Annotated in this window: 21 protein-coding genes, 1 tRNA gene and 1 riboswitch; of the genes, 14 read left to right on the forward strand and 8 right to left on the reverse strand. The window is 61.2% G+C overall.

Translation table 11 applies throughout. The features are described 5' to 3' along the window. Positions 1 to 153: 153 nt before the first annotated feature. From AB0P14_RS10805 to AB0P14_RS10815, 3 genes are all read right to left on the reverse strand, one after another. Positions 154 to 990, reverse strand: coding sequence for a winged helix-turn-helix domain-containing protein (locus AB0P14_RS10805; protein ID WP_363841613.1), 837 nt, complete (start codon positions 988 to 990; stop codon positions 154 to 156). Between the two features lie 703 nt (positions 991 to 1,693). After that, positions 1,694 to 2,968, reverse strand: coding sequence for an MFS transporter (locus AB0P14_RS10810; RefSeq protein WP_363841616.1), 1,275 nt, complete (start codon positions 2,966 to 2,968; stop codon positions 1,694 to 1,696). Next, positions 2,968 to 3,423, reverse strand: coding sequence for a MarR family transcriptional regulator (locus AB0P14_RS10815; protein ID WP_363841618.1), 456 nt, complete (start codon positions 3,421 to 3,423; stop codon positions 2,968 to 2,970). The genes AB0P14_RS10810 and AB0P14_RS10815 overlap by 1 nt, the downstream gene beginning before the upstream one ends. A 216-nt stretch (positions 3,424 to 3,639) precedes the next feature. Further along, positions 3,640 to 3,835: riboswitch (cyclic di-AMP (ydaO/yuaA leader) on the forward strand. A gap of 4 nt (positions 3,836 to 3,839) precedes the next feature. On the opposite strand from AB0P14_RS10815, the gene AB0P14_RS10820 reads away from it, so the two are divergent. Both AB0P14_RS10820 and AB0P14_RS10825 read left to right on the forward strand, forming a co-directional pair. Further along, complete coding sequence (locus AB0P14_RS10820) at positions 3,840 to 4,601, forward strand: transglycosylase (protein ID WP_363841621.1); 762 nt, start codon at positions 3,840 to 3,842, stop codon at positions 4,599 to 4,601. Between the two features lie 64 nt (positions 4,602 to 4,665). After that, positions 4,666 to 5,541 (forward strand): SUMF1/EgtB/PvdO family nonheme iron enzyme, encoded by an 876-nt coding sequence (locus AB0P14_RS10825; protein WP_363841624.1) that lies wholly within the window; start codon positions 4,666 to 4,668, stop codon positions 5,539 to 5,541. Positions 5,542 to 5,667: 126 nt separating this feature from the next. Here the strand turns inward: AB0P14_RS10825 and upp are convergent, their stop codons facing one another. Beyond that, positions 5,668 to 6,306 carry a uracil phosphoribosyltransferase gene (gene upp, locus AB0P14_RS10830; RefSeq protein WP_363841627.1) on the reverse strand — a complete coding sequence of 213 codons (639 nt, stop codon included), beginning with the start codon at positions 6,304 to 6,306 and terminating at the stop codon, positions 5,668 to 5,670. Between the two features lie 22 nt (positions 6,307 to 6,328). On the opposite strand from upp, the gene tadA reads away from it, so the two are divergent. Next, positions 6,329 to 6,826 carry a tRNA adenosine(34) deaminase TadA gene (gene tadA / locus AB0P14_RS10835; protein WP_363841630.1) on the forward strand — a complete coding sequence of 166 codons (498 nt, stop codon included), beginning with the start codon at positions 6,329 to 6,331 and terminating at the stop codon, positions 6,824 to 6,826. A gap of 32 nt (positions 6,827 to 6,858) precedes the next feature. Here tadA and AB0P14_RS10840 read toward each other — a convergent pair whose 3' ends face one another. Then, complete coding sequence (locus tag AB0P14_RS10840; protein ID WP_363841632.1) at positions 6,859 to 7,341, reverse strand: hypothetical protein; 483 nt, start codon at positions 7,339 to 7,341, stop codon at positions 6,859 to 6,861. A 2-nt stretch (positions 7,342 to 7,343) separates the two neighbouring features. Further along, the gene (locus tag AB0P14_RS10845) at positions 7,344 to 8,525 is read right to left on the reverse strand and encodes a crosslink repair DNA glycosylase YcaQ family protein (RefSeq protein WP_363841635.1); all 1,182 of its coding nucleotides are present in this window, start codon (positions 8,523 to 8,525) and stop codon (positions 7,344 to 7,346) included. Between the two features lie 92 nt (positions 8,526 to 8,617). Here AB0P14_RS10845 and AB0P14_RS10850 point away from each other — a divergent pair. The 6 genes from AB0P14_RS10850 to AB0P14_RS10875 all read left to right on the forward strand — a co-directional run bounded on the left by AB0P14_RS10850 (position 8,618) and on the right by AB0P14_RS10875 (position 12,597). Continuing rightward, positions 8,618 to 8,707: transfer RNA gene (locus AB0P14_RS10850), tRNA-Ser, on the forward strand. Positions 8,708 to 8,836: 129 nt separating this feature from the next. Further along, a complete protein-coding gene (locus AB0P14_RS10855; RefSeq protein WP_363841638.1) occupies positions 8,837 to 9,316 on the forward strand; it encodes a hypothetical protein in 480 nt (159 codons plus the stop codon). Then, a complete protein-coding gene (locus tag AB0P14_RS10860; protein ID WP_363841641.1) occupies positions 9,313 to 10,932 on the forward strand; it encodes a DUF5671 domain-containing protein in 1,620 nt (539 codons plus the stop codon). The genes AB0P14_RS10855 and AB0P14_RS10860 overlap by 4 nt, the downstream gene beginning before the upstream one ends. Positions 10,933 to 11,081: 149 nt before the next feature. Further along, a complete protein-coding gene (locus tag AB0P14_RS10865) occupies positions 11,082 to 11,480 on the forward strand; it encodes a hypothetical protein (protein ID WP_363841644.1) in 399 nt (132 codons plus the stop codon). Positions 11,481 to 11,483: 3 nt separating this feature from the next. After that, positions 11,484 to 12,050, forward strand: a complete 567-nt coding sequence (locus tag AB0P14_RS10870) for an AAA family ATPase (RefSeq protein WP_363841647.1) — start codon at positions 11,484 to 11,486, stop codon at positions 12,048 to 12,050. Between the two features lie 406 nt (positions 12,051 to 12,456). Then, a complete protein-coding gene (locus AB0P14_RS10875; RefSeq protein WP_363841648.1) occupies positions 12,457 to 12,597 on the forward strand; it encodes a hypothetical protein in 141 nt (46 codons plus the stop codon). An 81-nt stretch (positions 12,598 to 12,678) separates the two neighbouring features. Here the strand turns inward: AB0P14_RS10875 and AB0P14_RS10880 are convergent, their stop codons facing one another. Then, complete coding sequence (locus AB0P14_RS10880) at positions 12,679 to 13,239, reverse strand: excalibur calcium-binding domain-containing protein (protein ID WP_363841650.1); 561 nt, start codon at positions 13,237 to 13,239, stop codon at positions 12,679 to 12,681. 464 nt (positions 13,240 to 13,703) lie between these two features. On the opposite strand from AB0P14_RS10880, the gene AB0P14_RS10885 reads away from it, so the two are divergent. The 5 genes from AB0P14_RS10885 to AB0P14_RS10905 all read left to right on the forward strand — a co-directional run bounded on the left by AB0P14_RS10885 (position 13,704) and on the right by AB0P14_RS10905 (position 18,434). After that, positions 13,704 to 14,510 (forward strand): response regulator transcription factor, encoded by an 807-nt coding sequence (locus AB0P14_RS10885; protein ID WP_363841653.1) that lies wholly within the window; start codon positions 13,704 to 13,706, stop codon positions 14,508 to 14,510. Beyond that, positions 14,507 to 16,087: a HAMP domain-containing sensor histidine kinase gene (locus AB0P14_RS10890; protein ID WP_363841656.1), complete on the forward strand. Its 1,581-nt coding sequence runs from the start codon at positions 14,507 to 14,509 to the stop codon at positions 16,085 to 16,087. The genes AB0P14_RS10885 and AB0P14_RS10890 overlap by 4 nt, the downstream gene beginning before the upstream one ends. Before the next feature lie 33 nt (positions 16,088 to 16,120). Next, positions 16,121 to 16,828, forward strand: a complete 708-nt coding sequence (locus AB0P14_RS10895; protein ID WP_363841659.1) for a hypothetical protein — start codon at positions 16,121 to 16,123, stop codon at positions 16,826 to 16,828. A 72-nt stretch (positions 16,829 to 16,900) separates the two neighbouring features. After that, positions 16,901 to 17,614, forward strand: coding sequence for a YcnI family protein (locus tag AB0P14_RS10900; RefSeq protein ID WP_363841662.1), 714 nt, complete (start codon positions 16,901 to 16,903; stop codon positions 17,612 to 17,614). 118 nt (positions 17,615 to 17,732) lie between these two features. Continuing rightward, complete coding sequence (locus tag AB0P14_RS10905) at positions 17,733 to 18,434, forward strand: DUF4232 domain-containing protein (RefSeq protein WP_363841665.1); 702 nt, start codon at positions 17,733 to 17,735, stop codon at positions 18,432 to 18,434. Positions 18,435 to 18,604: 170 nt separating this feature from the next. Here AB0P14_RS10905 and AB0P14_RS10910 read toward each other — a convergent pair whose 3' ends face one another. Further along, positions 18,605 to 19,930, reverse strand: coding sequence for a sugar ABC transporter substrate-binding protein (locus AB0P14_RS10910; RefSeq protein WP_363841668.1), 1,326 nt, complete (start codon positions 19,928 to 19,930; stop codon positions 18,605 to 18,607). Between the last annotated feature and the right edge of the window lie 7 nt (positions 19,931 to 19,937).

Here is a 19,937-nt window from a genome sequence, read left to right on the forward strand (position 1 = left end):
GAGGGACCCGCGCCGAGGCACGAGCCGTGGGAGGGTGTGGTGGGCCCACACACCCGAGGGACCCGCGCCGAGGCACGAGCCGTGGGAGGGTGTGGTGGGCCCACACACCCGAGGGACCCGCGCCGAGGCACGAGCCGTGGGAGGGTGTGGGGATTAGATGGAGTATTCCGGGGCGGCCCAGACAACCACTTCGGGGTGCTCGTAGAAACGGTAGCCTTCGCCGCGGACGGTGCGCACGGTGTTGGCGAGGCGGCCCAATTTGGAGCGCAGCCGGCGAATGTGAACGTCGATGGTGCGCTCGTTCGGCACTTCATCAGCGTTGGACCAGAGGCCTTCGAGGAGTTCATCGCGGCCCACGGTGCGGGTGCCGTTCTCCACGAGGTAGTTCAACAGTTCAAACTCCTTGAAGGTCAGGTTCAAGGTGTCGCCGTCGAGGTGGACTTCGCGGCGGGCAAGATCGATCAGCACGCCGGTGGGACGCTGTTCGGCGGGGGGAATGCGCACGGCTTCTGCGCGCTGGCGGCTGGCAACTGTGGGGTCGCCGAAGGTGGAGCGGACTACATCCAGCGCAGTTCCAACGGCGTCTGAGGGGGCAATCGCCACAGCGGCATAGCTCTGCGCCTGCGGGACGAGAGTTTGGGCGTACGCCCGAATGTCCTGGGCAAGCTTGGCCAGTGATGTGCCAGCAGCCGCTGCCGTATCCTCGTCCACACCCACGTAGAGCACGAAGCCGCGGGCCACGTTGTCGGGGCTGACGCCGCGGAGGTTATCCGAGCCGGCCCCTGCAATCACGGGGGTGGGAGCTGTCATGGGGTTGCTGTCTGTGGCCGGAACTGCGCGTAGACGAGCTGCGGCGTTTCCAGCGTCGGCACGGAAGCCCAGGTGTTCGGGCTGTGCGCTGCGAGTTGAGGATCCCTGGCCGGTGTTGCGGGCAACAGCCTTGGCGGCATTGCGGACAGAGATGTGGACGTAACCGGATGCTACTGACATTGAACTACCTAGCTGTATGGCCGTGTGACTACGGCGCGAATGCTTCCTGCGGTTCTGTCCCTCCAGAACCATGTTGCCTTGTATTCCAAGGCCGACCCAAGGGCCAAGACTTGTACCTGCCACGCCGTACATTGCTTCAAGCGTCATCCGCTGTACTGCTATCCGCCGATGTTTGCAATGATTGCAATGTGCGGTGATCAGGGCTGTGAGTTAGGCCTGCATTCGACAACCACGCATAAGCCCTCCGGTGGCTCCGGAACGGACAGTTGCTGCGGCTGCAGAATTTACTGAGTGGGTGTTCACACTTGTCAGTGTGCTACGTAACAAAGCGAACTTGCAAGTAACAAAGCCCCAAAGTGTCCAGCATGTGAGATTGTGATCTAATTTGTGATCAAGCTAATATTGTTGCTTTCCTCTCATTTTTGAGGAGAAAGGCAAGATATGCCGAATTAAAAGATTCAAAGAGCTTAAGCAGTGGTGGTTTATTCGGCTATATGTCCATTTTTGATAAAATTGTTTTCTCACTGCCAGCGCACGCCCAGAGTGGGTCCTGCAAGTTACTCAAAGCGTGCAGCTTCCTCCCAGAGTTTCACGCTAAGTAAACGGAAGTTTACAAGCAGGTGTCGGGATGGAGTACGCGCTAGCAGGGGCCACTCGCAGGCATAAAGCGGGCCGCACCTGACCGGCCCGACAGTCGAACGGGTTAACTGGCCGAACGGTGCAGGCCCAGGACGGGCCAATGGGGGCGCAGGCCCCTGATCTGGTCCCGCAGCCTGACGTTGTTGCGCCGATTCATCAGGAACAAAGCGGCTAAGCCGGCAAGAAGAGCAACAACCGCGGCGAGCCCCAAGGACCAGCGCGCCCCAAATTCAGTGGCAATCCAGCCCACCAACGGCGCACCTATGGGCGTCCCGCCCTGCAAGACCACCATGTACACGGCAAGAACTCGTCCCCTCATGGCCGCATCGGTGGACAACTGGATGGTGGTGTTACAGGCATTCATGAACGTGAGTGAGGCCAGCCCCACCGGTACCAGAGCCACTGCGTAGAGGACGTAGCTCGGCATGACTGCGGCCACGCCAACGGTGATCCCGAACCCTAGGGCACCGCCAATGATGTACACCATCCGGGTGTTCTGACGCCGGGCCGCCAACAGCGCAGCTCCCAGCGTGCCAATTGCCATGACCGACCCCAGCAGCCCATACTCCCCCGCCCCCAGGTCAAACACAGTGGTGGCCATAAGCGCGTTAGTGATCTGGAAGTTCATGCCAAAGGTGCCCACCACGAACACCAGCACCATGATCATGAGCAGATCGGGCCGCTGCCGAATGTACACTAGCCCTTCACGAATCTGCCCCTTGGCCCGGGGCACGCGCACCGCCGGGACGAGCTGATCGGCTCGCATCCGCCACAGTGAGACGATCACGGCCGCAAAGCTGGCGGCGTTGATCAGGAAGGCCGGTCCCGTGCCAACCAGCGCGATCACCAGCCCGGCAACACCCGGGCCAGCAAGACGGGCCAGATTGAAGGACGCGCTATTAAGTGCGACGGCGTTGGGGACGTCTTCCTTGCCGACGACTTCCGAGACAAACGCCTGTCTTGACGGAGCATCAAAGGCGCTGGCCACACCCAGTAGGAGCGCCAATGCATACACATGCCACAGATGTACAGAGCCCGTGACCACCAAGATTCCCAACAAAAGCGCACAGATCCCCATGGCCGATTGGGTAACTAGCAACAGCTTTCGCTTGTTGACGCGGTCTCCCAAGAGCCCCGCGTAGGGCCCTAGGAAAATAATGGGCAGAAATTGTAGGCCAGTGGTGATTCCCGCGGCTGTTCCTGAATTGTTGGTCAGAACCGTCAAGACCAGCCAGTCTTGCGCCACTCGCTGCATCCACGTACCGATGTTGGAGACCAGCGCACCGGTCACCCAGAGCCGATAGTTGCGCACCTTGAGCGCTCGGAACATTGAACTCATTAGGCGCTCATCTCCTGCAGGATCAAGGCCGCCTCATGGAGAGTGCTCCGCTCCTGTGGGGTCAGCGCGGCAACTCGCTGCGCCAGCCACGCGGTTCGCAAGGAGCGCGCTTGGCGCAGTGCAGCACTCCCGGCAGCGGTGATGCTGATCAATACTTGGCGCTTGTCCAAGGGATTTTCACTCCGGCTGACAAAATTAACTGCCGCTAAGTCATTGACAATCCGAGTCATGGACGGCGCCTGCACCTGTTCCCGTGCAGCCAACTGCCCCACGGTCCGCGGTCCTTCCCCTAGCCCCGCCAGCACCGAGTAGCGTCCGGGACTCAATTCCCCTGTCGCCGCTTCAGCCCGGAGCCGCCTCGAGGTACGCATCACGGCCACCCGCAGTTCCGCGGCCAAGTGCCCTGGATCTTGGGCGTCAGAATCTTGGACGGGTTGCGGGGAATGTTCAGTCATGGTTGCTCATCTACCTAGTTACAAAAGTTTCGTATCTTCTGCTTCCAATCATAGATCGTTAGCATTGCTAAGTAAATGTCAGCTTGCTCACCCGCCAAAAAGTCGCCTACTACAAAGGTCGTTACCATAATGTGACATATGGTTTCGTTTCGGTTACGCTGGCTAAAGTGCCTTCTGAATCATTACCGGTTCTGGCATCAATGGACGGTTCGCCGAGCTCTGCCGCCGCCCATTCCCACCAGATCCATGGCAGAGACGGGGGACCCAATCTTTACGGGCCTTCCCATAATGGAAGCCCTTGGGGTTAAGCCAGCGCAACGAAAATAGGCAGTGAATACTGCCTCTGGAAGCTGCGCGGCCGGATTCTCTAGTCCGTTCCCGACAGCTCACCTCGCAGGCGTAGAGAGGCACCACACATGTCTGCAGCACCTCAGCGCGGCCGTCGTCGCGCAGAACCAGCAAGCCGGCCCTCACTTCGCGACCTAGCTACTGTCCACAAAGGAACGGCCCGCACGGGAACCCGTGCGGCCACCCCGCGCAGCGTTTCTGCTGTCTCTACCACCGCCAAGTGCATGGCCGCTGTAGCCGTCGTGGGCGCCTTGATGGCTGCCGGATCGGTGGCCTCAAACACCATGAACCCTGTGGCCGATGGTGCGGACACGCGCAGCCTGGTCGCAGCCATTGATCAGGGCGTACCCACTGCTATCTCTGCCCCGTCGGACGCAGCCATTAGCTTCTCCGGGATCACCGTCAGCTCCAAGGCTTCGCCCACAACCACACCTTCCGCGGCTCCGGTCAAGCCCGAAGCCGCTGCGGTCACTCCCGTGGCGAGCCCTGAAGCTGCCCCGCTTGCACGCCCCGCCGCCGTGGATGACCCCGCCGCAGCGAAGGCTTTCGCGGCCAGCCAGCTGGGTTCCCACGGCTGGGGTGCGGACCAGATGAACTGCCTAAACCTGCTCTGGGAGCGCGAATCTAACTGGCGCACCACGGCCGAGAACGCCTCCAGTGGCGCTTACGGGATTGTCCAGTCGCTGCCAGCCAGCAAGATGGAAAGCGTCGGATCCGACTGGGCCACCAACTATGAAACCCAAATCCGTTGGGGCCTGGGCTACATCGAAGGCCGTTACGGATCACCTTGCGGGGCCTGGGGCCACTCCGAATCCGTGGGCTGGTACTAACTACAGCGCGAACGCAGCTCAGCGCGAGCCTAGCACCGCTTAGCACCGCATGAAAGGCGAGTCTATGGCTGATGAAACCGCTGCTCTCCACGAGCTGATTACCGCGCTAGGACTACTGCCGATTCCCGGCGGCACCGTCCACTTGCGCGACGCCCGCTCAGGCATCACCCGGGACGAGGCACTACTCCCCTTCACCCTCGGCAAGACCCAACTGACCCGCGGCATGTGGGATCTGGTGAGCGGGCCGACGTCGAACTTCACTTCCTCATTCCCTTCCTCTACTGCCACTGCTAACCCTGCGGTCCCCATGGCGTCTGCCGCTGACGACGCCGGAACCCCACTTGCGCTCGACCGGCGCCCCGCGCAACCCCTCACCTGGTTTGACGCCGTCGGCTGGTGCAATGCTGCCTCGGAATTGGCTGGCCTGACGCCCGCGTACGCCATCGCCGGCCGCGACGTTTTCTGGGATGTCGACTCAGACGGCTTCCGGCTGCCCACGGAAGCGGAATGGGAGTGGGCTGCGCGCGCCGGTTCGACAGGCCCGCTGTACGGTGAACTGCCCGACATTGCCTGGACGTTTTTGGATAGTCTTGACGGCCCGCAAGACGTTGGCACTAAAGAACCCAACAGCTTCGGACTCTTCGACATGATCGGCAATGTCTGGGAATGGTGCTGGGACTACGCCGACACCGCCCGCTACGGTGACTACAGAAGTTTGCGTGGAGCCGGCTGGGATGATCGCCCGTGGAGCGCCCGGGCGTCGGTCCGCCGAGGCAGCGCCCCGGATGCCGTGCTGGAAGATGTGGGATTCAGAGTGGCTCGCGGTGCGGTGGGTAAACCTGGCACCATGGCCGCTCAAGGCTGGTCCGCTGACGCCGACAGAAACAGGGCCGCCATCACGGGTCCACGGCCCGTTGGCTGGACCCCGCTGCGCCACTGACGGCCTCCCTGCGCCGCCCACAGATCAGCTGCGCCGCCGCATACGAAAAATGCCACAGTTTGACGTTGTTGCCATGGTTCAAACCCTGGCAACAACGTCAAACTGTGGCATTTCCTATCAGTGTGCTTAGTCCACTACGCCGTACAGGCGGTCGCCCGCGTCGCCGAGGCCCGGCACGATGTAGGAGTTCTCGTCGAGACCCTCATCGATAGAGGCCAAAACTACGTGCACGTTGTCGCGTCCGCCGTGGGCAGCTTCGAGCTTGGCGAGGCCTTCCGGTGCTGCGAGCAGGCAGATGCAGGTGATGTCCGCGGCACCGCGGTCAAAGAGGAACTTGAATGCCTCGATCAGGGTGCCGCCGGTGGCGAGCATGGGATCCAGGACGTACACCTGGCGGCCAGTGAGGTCTTCGGGAAGACGCTCGGCGTAGGTGATGGCTTCGAGGGTTTCCTCGTTGCGTGCCATGCCCAGGAAGCCAACCTCGGCGGTGGGCAGCAGGCGGGTCATGCCCTCGAGCATGCCCAGGCCAGCACGCAGAATCGGCACGACCAGGGGTGTCGGCTTGACCAGACCAGTACCAATAGCGTTGGTCACGGGCGTCTCGATGTTGACGGGCTCCACGCGCACTTCACGAGTCGCCTCGTAGGCCAGCAACGTGACCAGTTCTTCAGTCAGCTGACGAAAAACCGGTGACGGCGTGTTCTTGTCTCGAAGAACAGTCAACTTGTGGGCAATAAGCGGATGATCCGCAACGAATACGCGCATAAATAAAAGCTACCATTGAGCCGTGTCCAATTCCCCAGATTTGCCAAGAATCGAGACCACTACCACGGCTTTGCATGCTGCGTGGATGGGTATTGCGCTTACTCAGGCACAGCAGGCCTTGCGCACGGCGGATGTCCCCATCGGCGCTGTCGTCCTCGGACCGGACGGTGAAGTCCTGGGTTTGGGCCGAAATGAGCGTGAGGCGCATGGGGATCCCACCGCTCACGCCGAGGTGGTGGCCATCCGTGAGGCTGCCGCGAAGTTGGGGGAATGGCGGCTCGCTAATTGCACTCTCGTGGTGACATTGGAGCCTTGCACCATGTGTGCCGGGGCCATTGTGCTGGCGCGCATTCCGAAGGTGGTCTTTGGCGCGTGGGATGAGAAGGCCGGAGCAGCTGGGTCAGTATTTGATGTGCTGCGCGAACGCCGACTCAACCATTGGGTGGAAGTGTTCCCCGGTGTGCGCGAGGACGAATGCGCCGCTCTCCTGAAAAATTTCTTCGCCAGCCACCGCCTGTAGGCGCCGGGACCGCACCGTCTGAAGCTACGCCGTCAAGGCGTAATCATGATCGACTGTGACGGCATGACGCACGAGACCCGCTGAATTTCTAGCGCTCCGGAATTGGACGGGGCACCCACGCGGTTGTTCCGTCCAGTGTCATCGCACCAGTCGAGAATATATGGATAGGCCGAGACCACTGCTTGGCCGGGGACGGCAGTTTCGGGGAGCAAAAGATCGGTACGGAACCCGCCGGCGTCGTTCATGGGGGCTTGGAGCTCCAGAATTATGGTTCCCGAGGAATCGAGCACCTCAATGTGTATTTGGGCGCTATCGCCGTACCTCGGATTGCAGGTGGCATCATTGGCTTGAACAGTGAAGCTGCCACCGCGCTGAGCCGAATCGGCACTCAGTGAGAACGGTGGCGGCATGCAGGCCGAGCCCATCGGCGCCGTCCCGAGAGGCCCCGAACAGCCCGTGACGGCCATACCCGTGAACAGCGCGGCCACGGCTGCCATGGAGTACACCTTGGGCATGGTCAAACTCCCCTTCCGAAACCTGCCGCTGCATTGAGGGCATCGATCCTTTTCTGCCTGCTGGCGGGGGAATCCAGGCTGAAGGAACGGAAATCTCCCAAGTCCCCGCGGATGAACTCCTCAACCTCAGCAATCCGTTTTTTGACGGCGGCCGTAGCTTTTTTGAACGTCCAGTGCGCAATGCGTTCCTGGCCGGGATCGTATTGCCACAGCCCAATGATCAGGCCGCGGTCGACGATGGGGTGATCCGGCAGGTCCGCCTGGAGCGCAAGTTTGGCACCCACCAGATGGAGCTCCCGGTCCTCCTCGGAAAAATGGTCGGCAGCGTTGCGACGGAGCAAAAAGAGCGTATCCGAGCCAGCAAGCAGCTGAATTTGTTCTTCATCCGGGGCGGTAAAAGTGGCCGCTTCCGCCACATCGCGGGGCAGCATCCACTGTCCGTCACATTCAACAGCACCCACGGCTGCGAGCGCGGCCTTGGTTTGCGCCACGGTAAAGGCGGTGAACCACTGGCTCTGTTTGAGCGTTGCTCCGCCAGTCCAGCCCAGGTAGCTTTCCATCAGGTGAGCCCGGGCTTGTTCCGGAGTCTCCTTGGCAGCGGGCAATCCCCACGCCGTGTAGGCGTAACGCTGCTGGTCCAGCCGCCCATTGATGGGCACGCGGCGAATGCGACCATCGGCCTGCAGCAGCCCGAGCACCGTGGGCAGTGTTGTGGAGGCGCCCTTCTTCTTACCCTCCTCGCCCAGACTGCGCACGGCATCACCGAGTTGGTCTTTGAGTTGTTTCGGATCCAGCGGGCCCTGCGCCTTGTGGAGCATCTTCAGGGTCTTGTCTGCGAGCGCATTCACCTCGGAACGTTCGACGCCGAGCTTGTCTAAGACTTTTACCGTCGCCTCGGCTGCCCCTTGGCCAAGGGACAGCGCCCAGGCGTAGTCACGCTCCCCCAGCACATAGGTGCAGCCGCGCGCCGTCGGGAGTTCATGGATGTGCAGGGCCGCTACCTCGGCGTCGACCTGCTCACGGCGGATGCCTGCGCGTGCGAAGAGCGTCATATAGGGATTGGCGCCGCCGATCGAGCGGGCCCAGCCTGCTTTGGCGAAGACGTCTGCTGCGTTGCTGCCCGCAAGGGATCCGTCGAGGCCCTGTTTGTGCCAGCTCCAGGCACGCTGCGTTGCACTGTCCATGAGGCCATCTTGCCTTATCGATGCACGATCCATAGGCGGGCGCGGAAGCTCATTTTTGTTGTACGGCTTTGACCCGGTAAGGTTGACGCGTTGGTGACGTGTCCGAGCGGCCGAAGGTGCAACACTCGAAATGTTGTTCAGGTGAGAGCCTGACGTGGGTTCAAATCCCACCGTCACCGCCAATGCGATGTTGCGACATCGCCAACGCAAGCTCTCTCCTTCGGGAGGGAGCTTGCGTCGTTTCGGCGTCAGAATTCGGGGTTAGGGGTGGGTTAGCGGCCAAACAACGGTTTCTATCGCATACTTGAGCCATGGAACAGCAACCAGCCGCCGGGAGCCGCACTCCCCTATTCCTGCTGGGCAGCATCTTGTTGCTCGTCGTCGTGGCCTTTGTGGTGGTGCTGACCCGCGGGCCAGCAACTCCCGCAGACCCCGGGTCACCCGAAGGCGTGGTTCAAAGTTACGTCACCGCGTTGCTTGCCGGGGACAAGGAATCCGCCGCTGGCCTACTCTCCTCCGAAGCAACTAGCGAGTGCCACGCCAACGCATTCCTTGACGCAGGCCTTGACGACGGGAACCTACGCGTCGGACTCGTGGCAACCACTATCAGCGGAACAAATGCCACCGTGAAAGTCACCATCAGTGAAACCATGGGTAATGGACCCTTCGGCTTGGGCCAGAGCAACTACCAGGATTCCTTCACGTTGCTGAAATCCGGTGACACCTGGCTCATTAGCGCAGCCCCGTGGCCTTTGTTGGCATGCAGCGAGTCGGCGGTGAACCACCCATGAGCGTGAATCTCCCGGTACAGAGCACCGGTGCTTTGCCAACAGTGCGCAGACTGGTGCTCTACATTCTGCTTTTCACCCTGGTCACCCTCGCGGCGGTCGGTGCCGCAGGACTACTGGGGCTGCTGTTTACCTCGGGAAGTGGCGACGATCCGGGACGCACTGACAATCTGGCCAGATCCCTCGCTTTCGTCATCATTGCGGGTCCGCTGGCACTACTGCTGTGGCGCTCGCTGGCCAAACGCTTGCTGGATTCGTTTGAATCTGCGGCCTTGGCTTGGGGCTTGTATGTGGCAGCCATGTATTCCACATCGCTGGTAGTTGCCAGTACGGGGTTGTTCGTCCTGCTGGGGAAGCTTCTGTCAGCACACACCCAGGGGTGGGCGCAGGACCTTTCAACAGCCCTCATCTGGGCAGGTGTCTGTTGGTGGCACCATCACATGTGGAGCGATACCCGCCGTTCTCCGCGTAGCCTTCCGAATCTGCCGGGCATTCTCGCCAGCTGGTATGCGGTGACACTCGTGGCTACGGCGACGGTGAGTGCCTTAGTCATGGTCTTTTCCGCGGCCGTAGATTCGATCTTCCACAACTTCTCCGCGGGTTTTCCATGGTGGCGCGGGGCGCTGGCGCAGCTGCCTTGGATTGTGGGTGGATTCGCCCTGTGGTGGTGGCATTGGACACGCAAGCACATAGGCAAGGTACATGGCGGTTTCGCCGATGTTGCACTGGTACTTCTTGGTGTACTTGCCGCAGGTGCAGCAGCACTAGGCGGCACCGGTTATCTGCTCTACGCCCTTGGGCGTTCCGCCGTGCACGGAACCGACGCCCAGTCACTCTCGCCGGTGCCGTTGTCACTTGGCGCGGCGCTGGTGGGCGCCCTGATCTTCAGCCTGGCGTGGCAGGAATTGGGTTCGCGTTCCGTGGAGACCATGAGCGCTGGACGGCTTGTGTCCGCGGGGCTCGGTTTGGCATCCATGGCCTCCGGATTCGGCGTCTGCATCAATGCGCTACTTGCCGCGTTGACTCCTCCGCTGGCAGGGGACCGGGGTACTGACCTGCTGTTGGCCGGTCTGATCTGGCTGGTGCTCGGCTCGCTGGTATGGGTTGGGGCTTGGCGCCCCCACAAACCCGCAGATCCACGCGGACGCAGGGTCTATCTAGTGGCGGTGTTCGGTGTCAGCGCGGTGGTGGCCCTGATCGCCCTGCTCTTTGCCGGATTCCGAATCTTCACCTTCTTCTTGGAACCCGGCACTCTGGCATCAGGGCTACTGGATTCGGTGCGCGCACCGATTGGCCTCCTGACAGCCACACTCTTGGTGGCGATCTACCACTTTGCAGTCTGGCGCTCGGACAGGACGCTGATCGAAGCCACGGCACCCGCTAGCTCCGGAACCATTGAATCAATCATTCTGGTAGCCGGAGAAGAGAGCCCCGAAATCAGCCGTGCACTGGGTGCCATGACAGGAGCAAAGATTCAGGTGCTGGTCAGAGCCGGGGAAGGCTACCAAGCCAGCGCTGATGAACTGACGGCAGCCTTGGACGCAGCAGAAACGCAGTCACCGAGGATCATGTTGCTGGTGGAGGGTGCAGGTTCGGTGCGAGTCATCGACCTCGCATAGCCTCGGCAGTTGTCGTGGACCGATGCCCAGCGACCGGATGTGACGTGCGCCCTCAGGTTCGCGCCGGAGATCCTCGCCGCACTCAATACGCTCGGCATGCAGGTCAAGCACCACTACTCTAACCTGTAGCAATCCGCTACAATTGAATTATGAGCAGCACAATTCCCATGAGGGTGGATAGCGACCTGTTCGACGCTGCGAAGTCCGTCGGCGCCGTGGCAAGTCGCAGCGCGGCGCAGCAGATCAGCCACTGGGCGCGGATTGGACGCGAGCTTGAAGCTGCCCCAAACGTGGGCGTGCGCGACATTGAGCGCGTGCTCGCCGGAGAGAAACCATACGATGACCTCGGTGAGCACGATCAGGCAATAGTGCGGGCAAGCTGGGATGAGCGGGTAACCGAACGTCTGGCCAGCTTGGATCTCGCTGCCGAATTCACGCAGGCTGGGCGTTCCTGGACAGAAGCGGATGAGCAAGGCTCTGTCGTCGTGCGGGGTAGCACTAACATACCAAGCCCCGCCGGTCCGGGCCCCACTGATCCGGACGCCTAACAGGTGCCGCTCCTCCACCTAGTTGCCGGGCCGAACGGCTCCGGAAAATCCACCTACGTCGAGCGAATCCTCCAGCCGGTGACACTCCTGCCTTTCGTGAACGCGGATCTCATTGCGGCCGAACGCTGGCCGGAAGCCCAAGTCAAGCATGCTTACGAAGCATCCCGGGCCGCAGCCGACGAACGCTTACAGTTGCTGGCAGATGGGCAGTCGTTCATCACCGAGACGGTGTTCAGCCACCCGAGCAAGCTCGGCCTGATCCGCGAAGCTCACCTTCGGGGGTACCTTGTGCATCTGCACGTGCTGCTCCTCCCCATCGATGCGGCCGTGAATCGCGTCGCCGAACGTGTTCAGCACGGCGGACATGACGTGCCCGAGCAGAAGATCCGCGAACGCCATGCGAGGCTGTGGGACCTGATCGCGGATGCGCGCTCGGTTGCGGACCGCGCCGAATTCTTCGACAACAGCTCCGCTAAACGCCCATTCCGACGCGTCGCCGAATACGAGCGCGGGCGGATTGTGGGCGGACCCGGGTGGCCCGTTTGGGCGCCGGCGACGCTTACCGACTGACACTGCCACCACAGACTCAATCCCCGCGGCTACGCTTGTCACCGCGATCGCAGCCCATCTTCTTTAACTCAGCCACTACATCGTTGAACTGAGAGCGAAGTGGGTGGCTTCCTGCTCGTGACAGCGGCACCGAGGTTATCACTGATGATGCTTTTTCCTTTGACATCTGGCCCTTGAGCTTCTGCCCCAAACCGGCAGTGTTGGTGGTTGCCGTCAGAATTCTACTCACGCAAGCACCCCAGAAGCCTATCCCCCGCCTTTGGCTTAGGGCCCCGACAGGAAATTGCTAAGATGAGATGTCCGACGACGTCGGCGAGCTTGTTTCGTTGCGCACCACATCTGCGGGGCACTAAGGCAACGATGATCCCCGGCCCGGGTCTATAGGGCCGTCGAACAAAGGAAACCATTGGGTACTCAGACAAAAACACAGACTTCGGCACATGCTTCTGAAAGCACCTCCGGTGACATGGCTGGCAACATCATCGGCATCGGCGCAGTAATCATCGGCGTTGCCGGTTTTGGCGGCTTGATCTTTTTCGGCATGTAATCACGCCGTGCACCGCACAAAAACGCCCATCGATAATTCGATGGGCGTTTTTTGGTTGCTGCGGTTGCAACAACCTTTGAACTACTTCTCGCAGGCTATGCCGTCGCCATCGCGATCCAACTTGGTGCTGTAGCCAGGCTGGTTCCTATACAGTGGTGCCGCCCCTGCATCTTTGACTGCCGTGCAGTTTTGATAGGAGACATCGGCCGGCGCCTCCACGAGCGGCTGTATCGCCGGGGCCTGTGGCTGAGCGGCCTCTTGAGCTGCCTCTTGAGCTGCCTGCTGGGCTGCCTTTTCAGCAGCCACACGTGCACTGTCATCGGCCGCGGCTTTCGCGACGGCCGCCGCCTCCACAGCAGCTTTTTCGGCAGCAACCTTTTCCATGGCGGCTTTCTCAACCGCCACCTTTTCATCGGCAACGCGCTTGGCCTCAACACGCTTCTCTTCAGCGCGTTGCGCCAGCAGAGTCGTGGACTCGCTCTCTCCCATCCAGACGAGTGCGTCTTGATCGTCGAGAGTGCACACCAAGGTTGCTGCGCCTTCCTGGACAGATTTGCCGTCGTCAAAGCACTCTTCCAGCAGCACGTATCGAGGAGTCGGGCTGGCTGAGGGAGTAGGCGAAGTTGTCCCTGCTGCAGTCATCTCTGCAAGCGGAACAATGCCACTAGGGGCCGGCTCCGTACCCGGCAGCATCATTGCTCCAGCTATCAAGGTAACTAGGCCTACCCCAACCGCAGCTCCCGCACTTTTGCGGCGCGGTAGTCCCATCCATGATGGGCGGCCAGTAACAAGGGAATAGAGTGCCGAAATAACCAAGAACAAAGCAAAAGCTACCAGCCAGCTCATGAAACCAGCTGTCGGCAAAGTGATAACTAGAATCAGGAGCCAAATCGCCACCGTAATCCAAAATGACTTTGATGCTCGCCAACGACTCTTACTGCTCATCACAGAAAAATTGCCACTCATAACGCCCCCAACGGATCTCTAGTTTTTCCGATACCAACAATGCATCTGGACAGATGTGAGGTCAGCCTAGACCAAAGGGGCACAGAGAACACACAGGGTCCATACAGTGAACCTTGGGGCCGGTATCAGAGAATGGAAGCATGACTTTTCCGTCCGCTCCCCCGGCTGGTAACCTGGCAGCCACCCCGTCAGTAGCGCCTGTAGCCGCACCGGCAGATGCTCCAGCCCCTGCCGCCCTGCCCAAGCTAACGCGCGCCGACGGTGAGCCCATCCGCGCCCTGGTAGTGGATGACGAACCCGAGCTGGCCGATCTGATGCGCCGCGGACTGGAAATCACCGGCTGGGAAGTCAGAACCGCCAACGACGGTTTTGAAGCCTTGAAGATCGCCCGCGAGTTTTTCCCGGACGTTTTGGTGCTGGATATCATGATGCCTGGGATGGACGGCGTCGAACTTCTGCAAAGGATCCGCACCATTTATCCCGAGGTGCCCGCACTGTTCCTGACTGCCAAAGACGCCGTCGCAGACAAGGTCAGCGGTCTGCAATCCGGCGGCGACGATTACGTCAGCAAGCCCTTCAGCATGAAGGAAGTCCTGCTGCGGCTGCACCGAATTGTCCAACGCTCCGGGATCACGGCGCCCAACTTCGGACTCCTCACAGTAGGGGACTTGAGCCTGAACAAAGACACCAAGGCCGTGCAGCGCGCCGGCGTGGACATCAATCTGACCGCCACCGAATTTGAACTGCTGAAATTTCTGATGGAAAACCCACGCCACGTGGTGAGCAAGGCCCGCATTCTGGAACGCGTCTGGAACTACAACTTTGGCGGCCAAAGCAACATTGTGGAGCTCTACATCTCCTACCTGCGCAAGAAGATCGACGCCGGGCAGGAACCCATGCTGCACACCGTCCGCGGCTCCGGCTATGTGATCAAACCATGTCAATGACCAGCATTACGCGCAATCTTCTGCGCCCCAGCAGCTGGCATCTGAGCACCCGCCTAGTAGCCGTCATGCTGGCCCTGCTCACAGTCATTTGTGTGCTGGTGGGCATGGTGAGTTACTCGGCTCTAAGCATGACCGTGCGGAGCCAGCTCGACTCCTCCCTGCAGCAAGCGTCCGGGCGCACAGTCTCCTTCTACACGAGTCAAAACGGCTCCAGCCTGCCGGACCCGCTCAACGCCCGAGCCACCAGCGCAGGCCAGTTGAGCGCGGTCTTGAGCAACGGCGTCGTCCACTATGCGGCGATCCTTTCCGATAAGGGGGAACGCCAACAACTCACCACCGCCGACGCCGATATCCTGGCCGGGCTCTCCCCCAACGGCGAACTCAGCACCAAAACGCTGTCCATCGGCGAATATCGGCTGCAGACCCAAGCCGCTCCCAACCGCGACATCCTCATCACCGGGCTGCCCCTCGCCGCCACCGAGCAGACGCTGTCCACCCTGGTCCTCTCCATCGTGCTGGTCTCGCTGGCCGGACTGCTGGCACTGGGCTGGGCGGGGACAGCCATCATCCGGCGCAGCTTGCGCCCACTCGCGCAGCTTTCGGACACCGCCACCCGGGTTTCAACTCTCAGGCTCGACGCCGGAGAGGTCACCTTGGGTGCCCGGGTTCCGGACGCGGCGGCCCATCCGGGCACCGAGGTGGGCAATGTGGGGCACGCATTCAACGCCATGTTGGAGAACGTCTCCCATGCGCTCGAAGCCCGGCAGCACAGCGAGACCAAACTGCGCCGATTTGTGGCCGATGCCAGCCATGAGCTGCGCACCCCGCTGACCGCCATCCGCGGCTATGCCGAACTGCTGGCCATGACCGAACAGCTCAGCCCGGACGGCCAAACATCGTTGGACCGCGTGCAGGATCAATCGGTGCGCATGAGCCGACTCGTGGAGGATCTGCTGACGTTGGCCCGGTTGGATGAAGCCGCAGCAGGATTGGCTGGTCCAGGGTCCGCCGGCTCAGGAGCAGCTGTTCCAGGAGCAGACGGTTCGGGGGCTGCGCGTAACGGAAAACTGATGGGTGCCCCCACCGTGGTCAATCTAAGTCCGCTGGTTATGGAGACGGTACGCGATATCCAGGTGGCCACCCCTGATCATGTTTGGACACTGACCGTGCCCGATGAACCCGTCGAGGTTTTGGGCGAAGACCAGGCCCTGCGGCAGATCCTCTTAAACTTGCTGTCCAATGCTGCCAAGCACACCCCGTCCGGAACAGCCGTTCACACCGCCGTCTCCCACACACCTGGTGGGTGGTGCCTCCTAGAGGTCAGCGACACCGGACCCGGCATCGACTCGGACTTCCAAAACATCATCTTCGACCGTTTCTCCCGCGCGGATCAGGCCCGCACCGGCACCTCCGGCAGCACTGGGCTGGGCTTGAGTATTGTGCAGGGCATTGTGCGCGCACATCATGGAACTATGAGCGTCACCAGCGTGCCCGGCCTCACCACTTTCACTGTCCGGCTACCCGGCACCACTGCCGCGGCCCATTCGCCGATGCATCCCACCGCATTTTCTCGGTAAGCTAGTTAGGTTAGCTAGTTCGAAGGGAGCGCTGTGCCACACGCACCCTTTAGGCTGCTCCGAACCACACTAGTGGGCGCCACCATCTTCGGTCTTGCAGCCGCGGCTCACCTGGTGGCCGGCGGGACATTGCCAGCGCCACCCATTCTGGCGGCCATTTTGGCACTGCATATTCTGTGCTCCACGGTTGCCACCATGTTCAAGCTGAATCTGCCTGTCATGCTCGCTCTGCTAGCCAGCAGTCAGGTGGTTCTGCACCAAAGTTTTGACAGTCTCTCGCACAGCGCCCACGCCGTTGCGGTCACGGGAGCACAGGCACAAGCACAGGCACAGGCACTGAGCCACCACGGTATGTCTGCCGAGGGACACGCCGCCGCCATGCTGTCCACCGTGATGGCCCCGGACCTGTCATCAACCATGGCATCAGGCATGTCATCAGGCATGGCCTCCTCAGGGCTAGAAGCTCTAAGCCATTCCGGCCCGCTCTCCCTGTGGATGTGGGCGGCCCACATCGCGGCAACACTAGCTGCTGCCGGCCTACTGGCCTACGGCGAGAACGCTCTGTGGTCGCTTGCGAACTGGCTGCGTCCGCTGTACCAGCGCGCCGCCGCGGTGCTAGTCATCCCGGCCCAGTCCACACGTCCCACCGTGGTCCCGCGCCCGCTGCCCCGTCAGCCGTGGCGCAATCTACGTCCCAATACGCGCCGCGGGCCGCCCCTTTCGGTAGCAGCTTTCGCCTAACACCCTTCGAGCACTTCGCAGGGTGTCCTCCCTGTATCTCTTGCGCATCAGCGCGTTCGAAAGGTTTTCATCATGCGTTTTTCTCGTCCCCTCAAGACCACCCTCGCCGTCGGCGCCACAGGCACTTTGATGCTGATGGGTCTGGGCAGCGCCTCGGCCCACGTCAGCGCCACGCCCACGGAAACCGCCGCCGGCGCCTACACTCTTGTCACTTTCGCCGTAGGCCACGGTTGCGAGGGTTCTTCCACCACCTCGGTGACCATCACCTTGCCCGATGAGCTGAACGCGGCCACCCCCACGGTCAACCCGAACTGGACCATCAGTACGGCCACGCAGAAGCTGGACACCCCGCGCACTTTGGCCAACGGCAGCAAGATCAGTGAGCGCACCGAGTCCATCACCTACACGGCTAAGACTCCGCTGGCTGACCACGAGCGCGACACCTTCACGCTCTCACTCCAACTGCCCGACGCCGCCGGGACCACCCTGAACTTCCCCACCCTGCAGAAGTGTGAAACGGGCCAGACCGATTGGAAGGAGATTCCGGCCGCCGGCGCGGACCACGATTCGGTGGATTCCCCCGCCCCGGCCATGACCATCACGGCGGCAGTGGCCGGGGATGCGCACGGCGGGCACGGCAGCAGTTCTGATTCCGCTTCTGCTTCTCATACTTCTGAGAAGAACGACGCCGGCACCTCCTGGCCCGCATGGCTTGGCTTGGGTGCGGGGCTGGCCGGGTTGATCTTGGGCGGCTTGGCCTTCTTGCGCACCACCAAAAAGGCGTAGCAGCAAAAGCTCTCATGCCAGCAAGCACTACCCCGCGGAAGCACGGTCTTATTCATAGGACCGTGCCTCCGCGGCGGGGCCTGTTGACTCAGGAATCCATGAGCGGAACAGTGGTGACATGACTACCGCACAGCGAACCATTGACGCACAGCGATCCCCAACCCATCGCCCCACGTGGAGAACCGCACTCGTCCTAGCGGTGGCGCTCGGACTCGGTGGCTCGTTGGCGGCATGTGGCCCAGATAATTCCGGAGATCTGCCCTCCTCGGCCAGTCCCAGTAACACGAGCTCCAGCAGCACTAGCTCAGCCAGCCCCAGCGCAAGTTCAACTGCCTCCACAACGGAGGCAACGCCGTCGTCCGCACCAAGCAGCGCCCCGGTCACACCGTCGGGGCAAACCCCCGTGCTCTGCCCGGCGGCATCGCTGAAGGGTTCCCTCGATGACACAGGCGGCGGTGCTGCGGGACATATTTATATGACGTTATCGGTGACGAATACCTCCGCGGCCGATTGCATTCTGGACGGCTACCCGGGCGTCTCGATGGTGAGCGCTGGCAGCACCGAGGCGATCGGGGCACCAGCGGACCGTGATCCGGCGGCGCCGTCGAACGGTCCCATCACGCTGGCACCGGGCCAAAGCGCGGGTGCCACGCTGCGCTACACGCAGGCGGGAAATTACCAGAACTGCCAGCGTGTACAGGCGGAATCACTGCTGGTTTATCCGCCCAGCGCCTACGACAGCCTTGAGATCGCCCACCCCTTGACCGCGTGCAGCAACGCGGACATCAAGTTGCTCACGATCGGGGCTTTTATGCCGTAACCGTACGGCTTCGTCGGGGCCGTTCCCTCGGGGCCGTAAGGATTCTCAGGGCCTGTACACCTACGCAAAATGACCTGTTGCTCCAGCGGATTTCCACTGGAGCAACAGGTCACTTTTATATCTGTCTGAACCCGTTGGGCTAAGACAGAAGTTCTAGATCAAGGCGGAGATTACTCAGCCACGGGAATCGATTGGGTCTTCAGTTCCTTGATGGTTGCTTCCTGAGCAGTCTTCAAGGAATCTACAAGGGTACCCTTGCTGGTGACGGCAGCCTTGAAGCCATCTGAAACGCTATTGTAGGTTTGTGTCATGGTCGGGCCCCAGAGGAAATCGCTGGATACCTGGGTGGAGGCGTCAGCGAAGACGTCGTAGATCTTCTGGTCGCCATAGAATTCAACGCCTTCCTTCAATGCGGGAAGTTCCAAACCAGCGGTTGTGGCCGGGTAGATATTCGCGGACTCGTTGAGCATGGTCAATGATTCCGCTGAGGTGTTCAGCCACAGAGCAAACTTTGTTGCTTCGTAGGGGTGCTCGGAGCCTGTGAAGACAACCGTTGATGAACCGCCCCAGTTACCGCTGGCATTATCGCCCTTCTTCCACTGCGGCATGGGTGCGACGCTCCAGGAACCAGCCGTGTCAGGTGCACCTGAGGCAATGGAGTTTGCACCCCAGACTGCTGAGTTCCAGCTCCATACATTGCCCGTGTTGTAGGCGTTGTCCCACTCAGAGGTCCAGCCGGGGTAGCTGGAGACCAGGTCGCGGTCAATCAGGTCCTGCCAGTATTCGGCTACGGAGGTGCTGCCCGGGCCAGTCAATTCGACGTTCCATGCGTCGCCGTCGTTCTTGAACCAGCTGTCACCGGTCTGCCACACAAAGCCGGCGAACTGGTTGATATCGTTTTGCGAGAAGTTGGTGATGTAGCTGCCGGTCTTGCGTACTTCGACGGCGGCAGCTGCGAACTCATCCCAGGTGGTGGGGATGGCAATGTTGTTCTTCGCGAACAGATCGCTGCGGTAGAACAGCGCCATGGGACCGGTGTCCTGGGGGATTCCGTACGCGGATCCCTCTTCGCCAAAGCTGACCTGGTTCCAAGCCCACGGAATGAAATCGCTCTGCGCATCGGCCACGTCCTGGCATGCGCCAACGTCCATCAGGCCGTCCTGAACGCGGAAGTTCGGCAAAGCGTCGTACTCTACTTGGCCAAGGTCAGGGGCGTTGCCGGCCTTGAGCTGGTTGAAGAAGTTCTGGTACGTTCCGCTGTTTCCGTTCGGGCCGGTCTGCACCTTGACCTGGATCTCCGGGTTGGCCTTGTTCCAGACGTCAACAACGCTCTCAATCCCGGGGATCCAGGAGGTGAAGGAGAGGTTCACGGGACCATCTGAGGGTGCGCAATCGATCGCGGCACCGGCGTTCTCGGTAGTGTCAGCACTTGAACATCCGGTGAGGACCATAGCTGAGAGCATTGCGACTGCGATGGCGCTTTTTAGTGGTTTCATTTCTTCC

The organism is Specibacter sp. NPDC078709, from assembly GCF_040686795.1.
In the GTDB taxonomy this organism is placed as follows: Bacteria; Actinomycetota; Actinomycetes; order Actinomycetales; family Micrococcaceae; genus Specibacter.

Excerpts from the sequence above, each read along its gene's own strand:
- AB0P14_RS10805 (WP_363841613.1), bottom strand. The coding sequence starts at position 990 with ATGTCAGTAGCATCCGGTTACGTCCACATCTCTGTCCGCAATGCCGCC.
- AB0P14_RS10810 (WP_363841616.1), bottom strand. The coding sequence starts at position 2,968 with ATGAGTTCAATGTTCCGAGCGCTCAAGGTGCGCAACTATCGGCTCTGG.
- AB0P14_RS10815 (WP_363841618.1), bottom strand. The coding sequence starts at position 3,423 with ATGACTGAACATTCCCCGCAACCCGTCCAAGATTCTGACGCCCAAGAT.
- AB0P14_RS10820 (WP_363841621.1), top strand. The coding sequence starts at position 3,840 with ATGTCTGCAGCACCTCAGCGCGGCCGTCGTCGCGCAGAACCAGCAAGC.
- AB0P14_RS10825 (WP_363841624.1), top strand. The coding sequence starts at position 4,666 with ATGGCTGATGAAACCGCTGCTCTCCACGAGCTGATTACCGCGCTAGGA.
- upp (WP_363841627.1), bottom strand. The coding sequence starts at position 6,306 with ATGCGCGTATTCGTTGCGGATCATCCGCTTATTGCCCACAAGTTGACT.
- AB0P14_RS10840 (WP_363841632.1), bottom strand. The coding sequence starts at position 7,341 with ATGCCCAAGGTGTACTCCATGGCAGCCGTGGCCGCGCTGTTCACGGGT.
- AB0P14_RS10845 (WP_363841635.1), bottom strand. The coding sequence starts at position 8,525 with ATGGACAGTGCAACGCAGCGTGCCTGGAGCTGGCACAAACAGGGCCTC.
- AB0P14_RS10855 (WP_363841638.1), top strand. The coding sequence starts at position 8,837 with ATGGAACAGCAACCAGCCGCCGGGAGCCGCACTCCCCTATTCCTGCTG.
- AB0P14_RS10860 (WP_363841641.1), top strand. The coding sequence starts at position 9,313 with ATGAGCGTGAATCTCCCGGTACAGAGCACCGGTGCTTTGCCAACAGTG.
- AB0P14_RS10865 (WP_363841644.1), top strand. The coding sequence starts at position 11,082 with ATGAGCAGCACAATTCCCATGAGGGTGGATAGCGACCTGTTCGACGCT.
- AB0P14_RS10880 (WP_363841650.1), bottom strand. The coding sequence starts at position 13,239 with ATGACTGCAGCAGGGACAACTTCGCCTACTCCCTCAGCCAGCCCGACT.
- AB0P14_RS10885 (WP_363841653.1), top strand. The coding sequence starts at position 13,704 with ATGACTTTTCCGTCCGCTCCCCCGGCTGGTAACCTGGCAGCCACCCCG.
- AB0P14_RS10890 (WP_363841656.1), top strand. The coding sequence starts at position 14,507 with ATGACCAGCATTACGCGCAATCTTCTGCGCCCCAGCAGCTGGCATCTG.
- AB0P14_RS10900 (WP_363841662.1), top strand. The coding sequence starts at position 16,901 with ATGCGTTTTTCTCGTCCCCTCAAGACCACCCTCGCCGTCGGCGCCACA.
- AB0P14_RS10905 (WP_363841665.1), top strand. The coding sequence starts at position 17,733 with ATGACTACCGCACAGCGAACCATTGACGCACAGCGATCCCCAACCCAT.
- AB0P14_RS10910 (WP_363841668.1), bottom strand. The coding sequence starts at position 19,930 with ATGAAACCACTAAAAAGCGCCATCGCAGTCGCAATGCTCTCAGCTATG.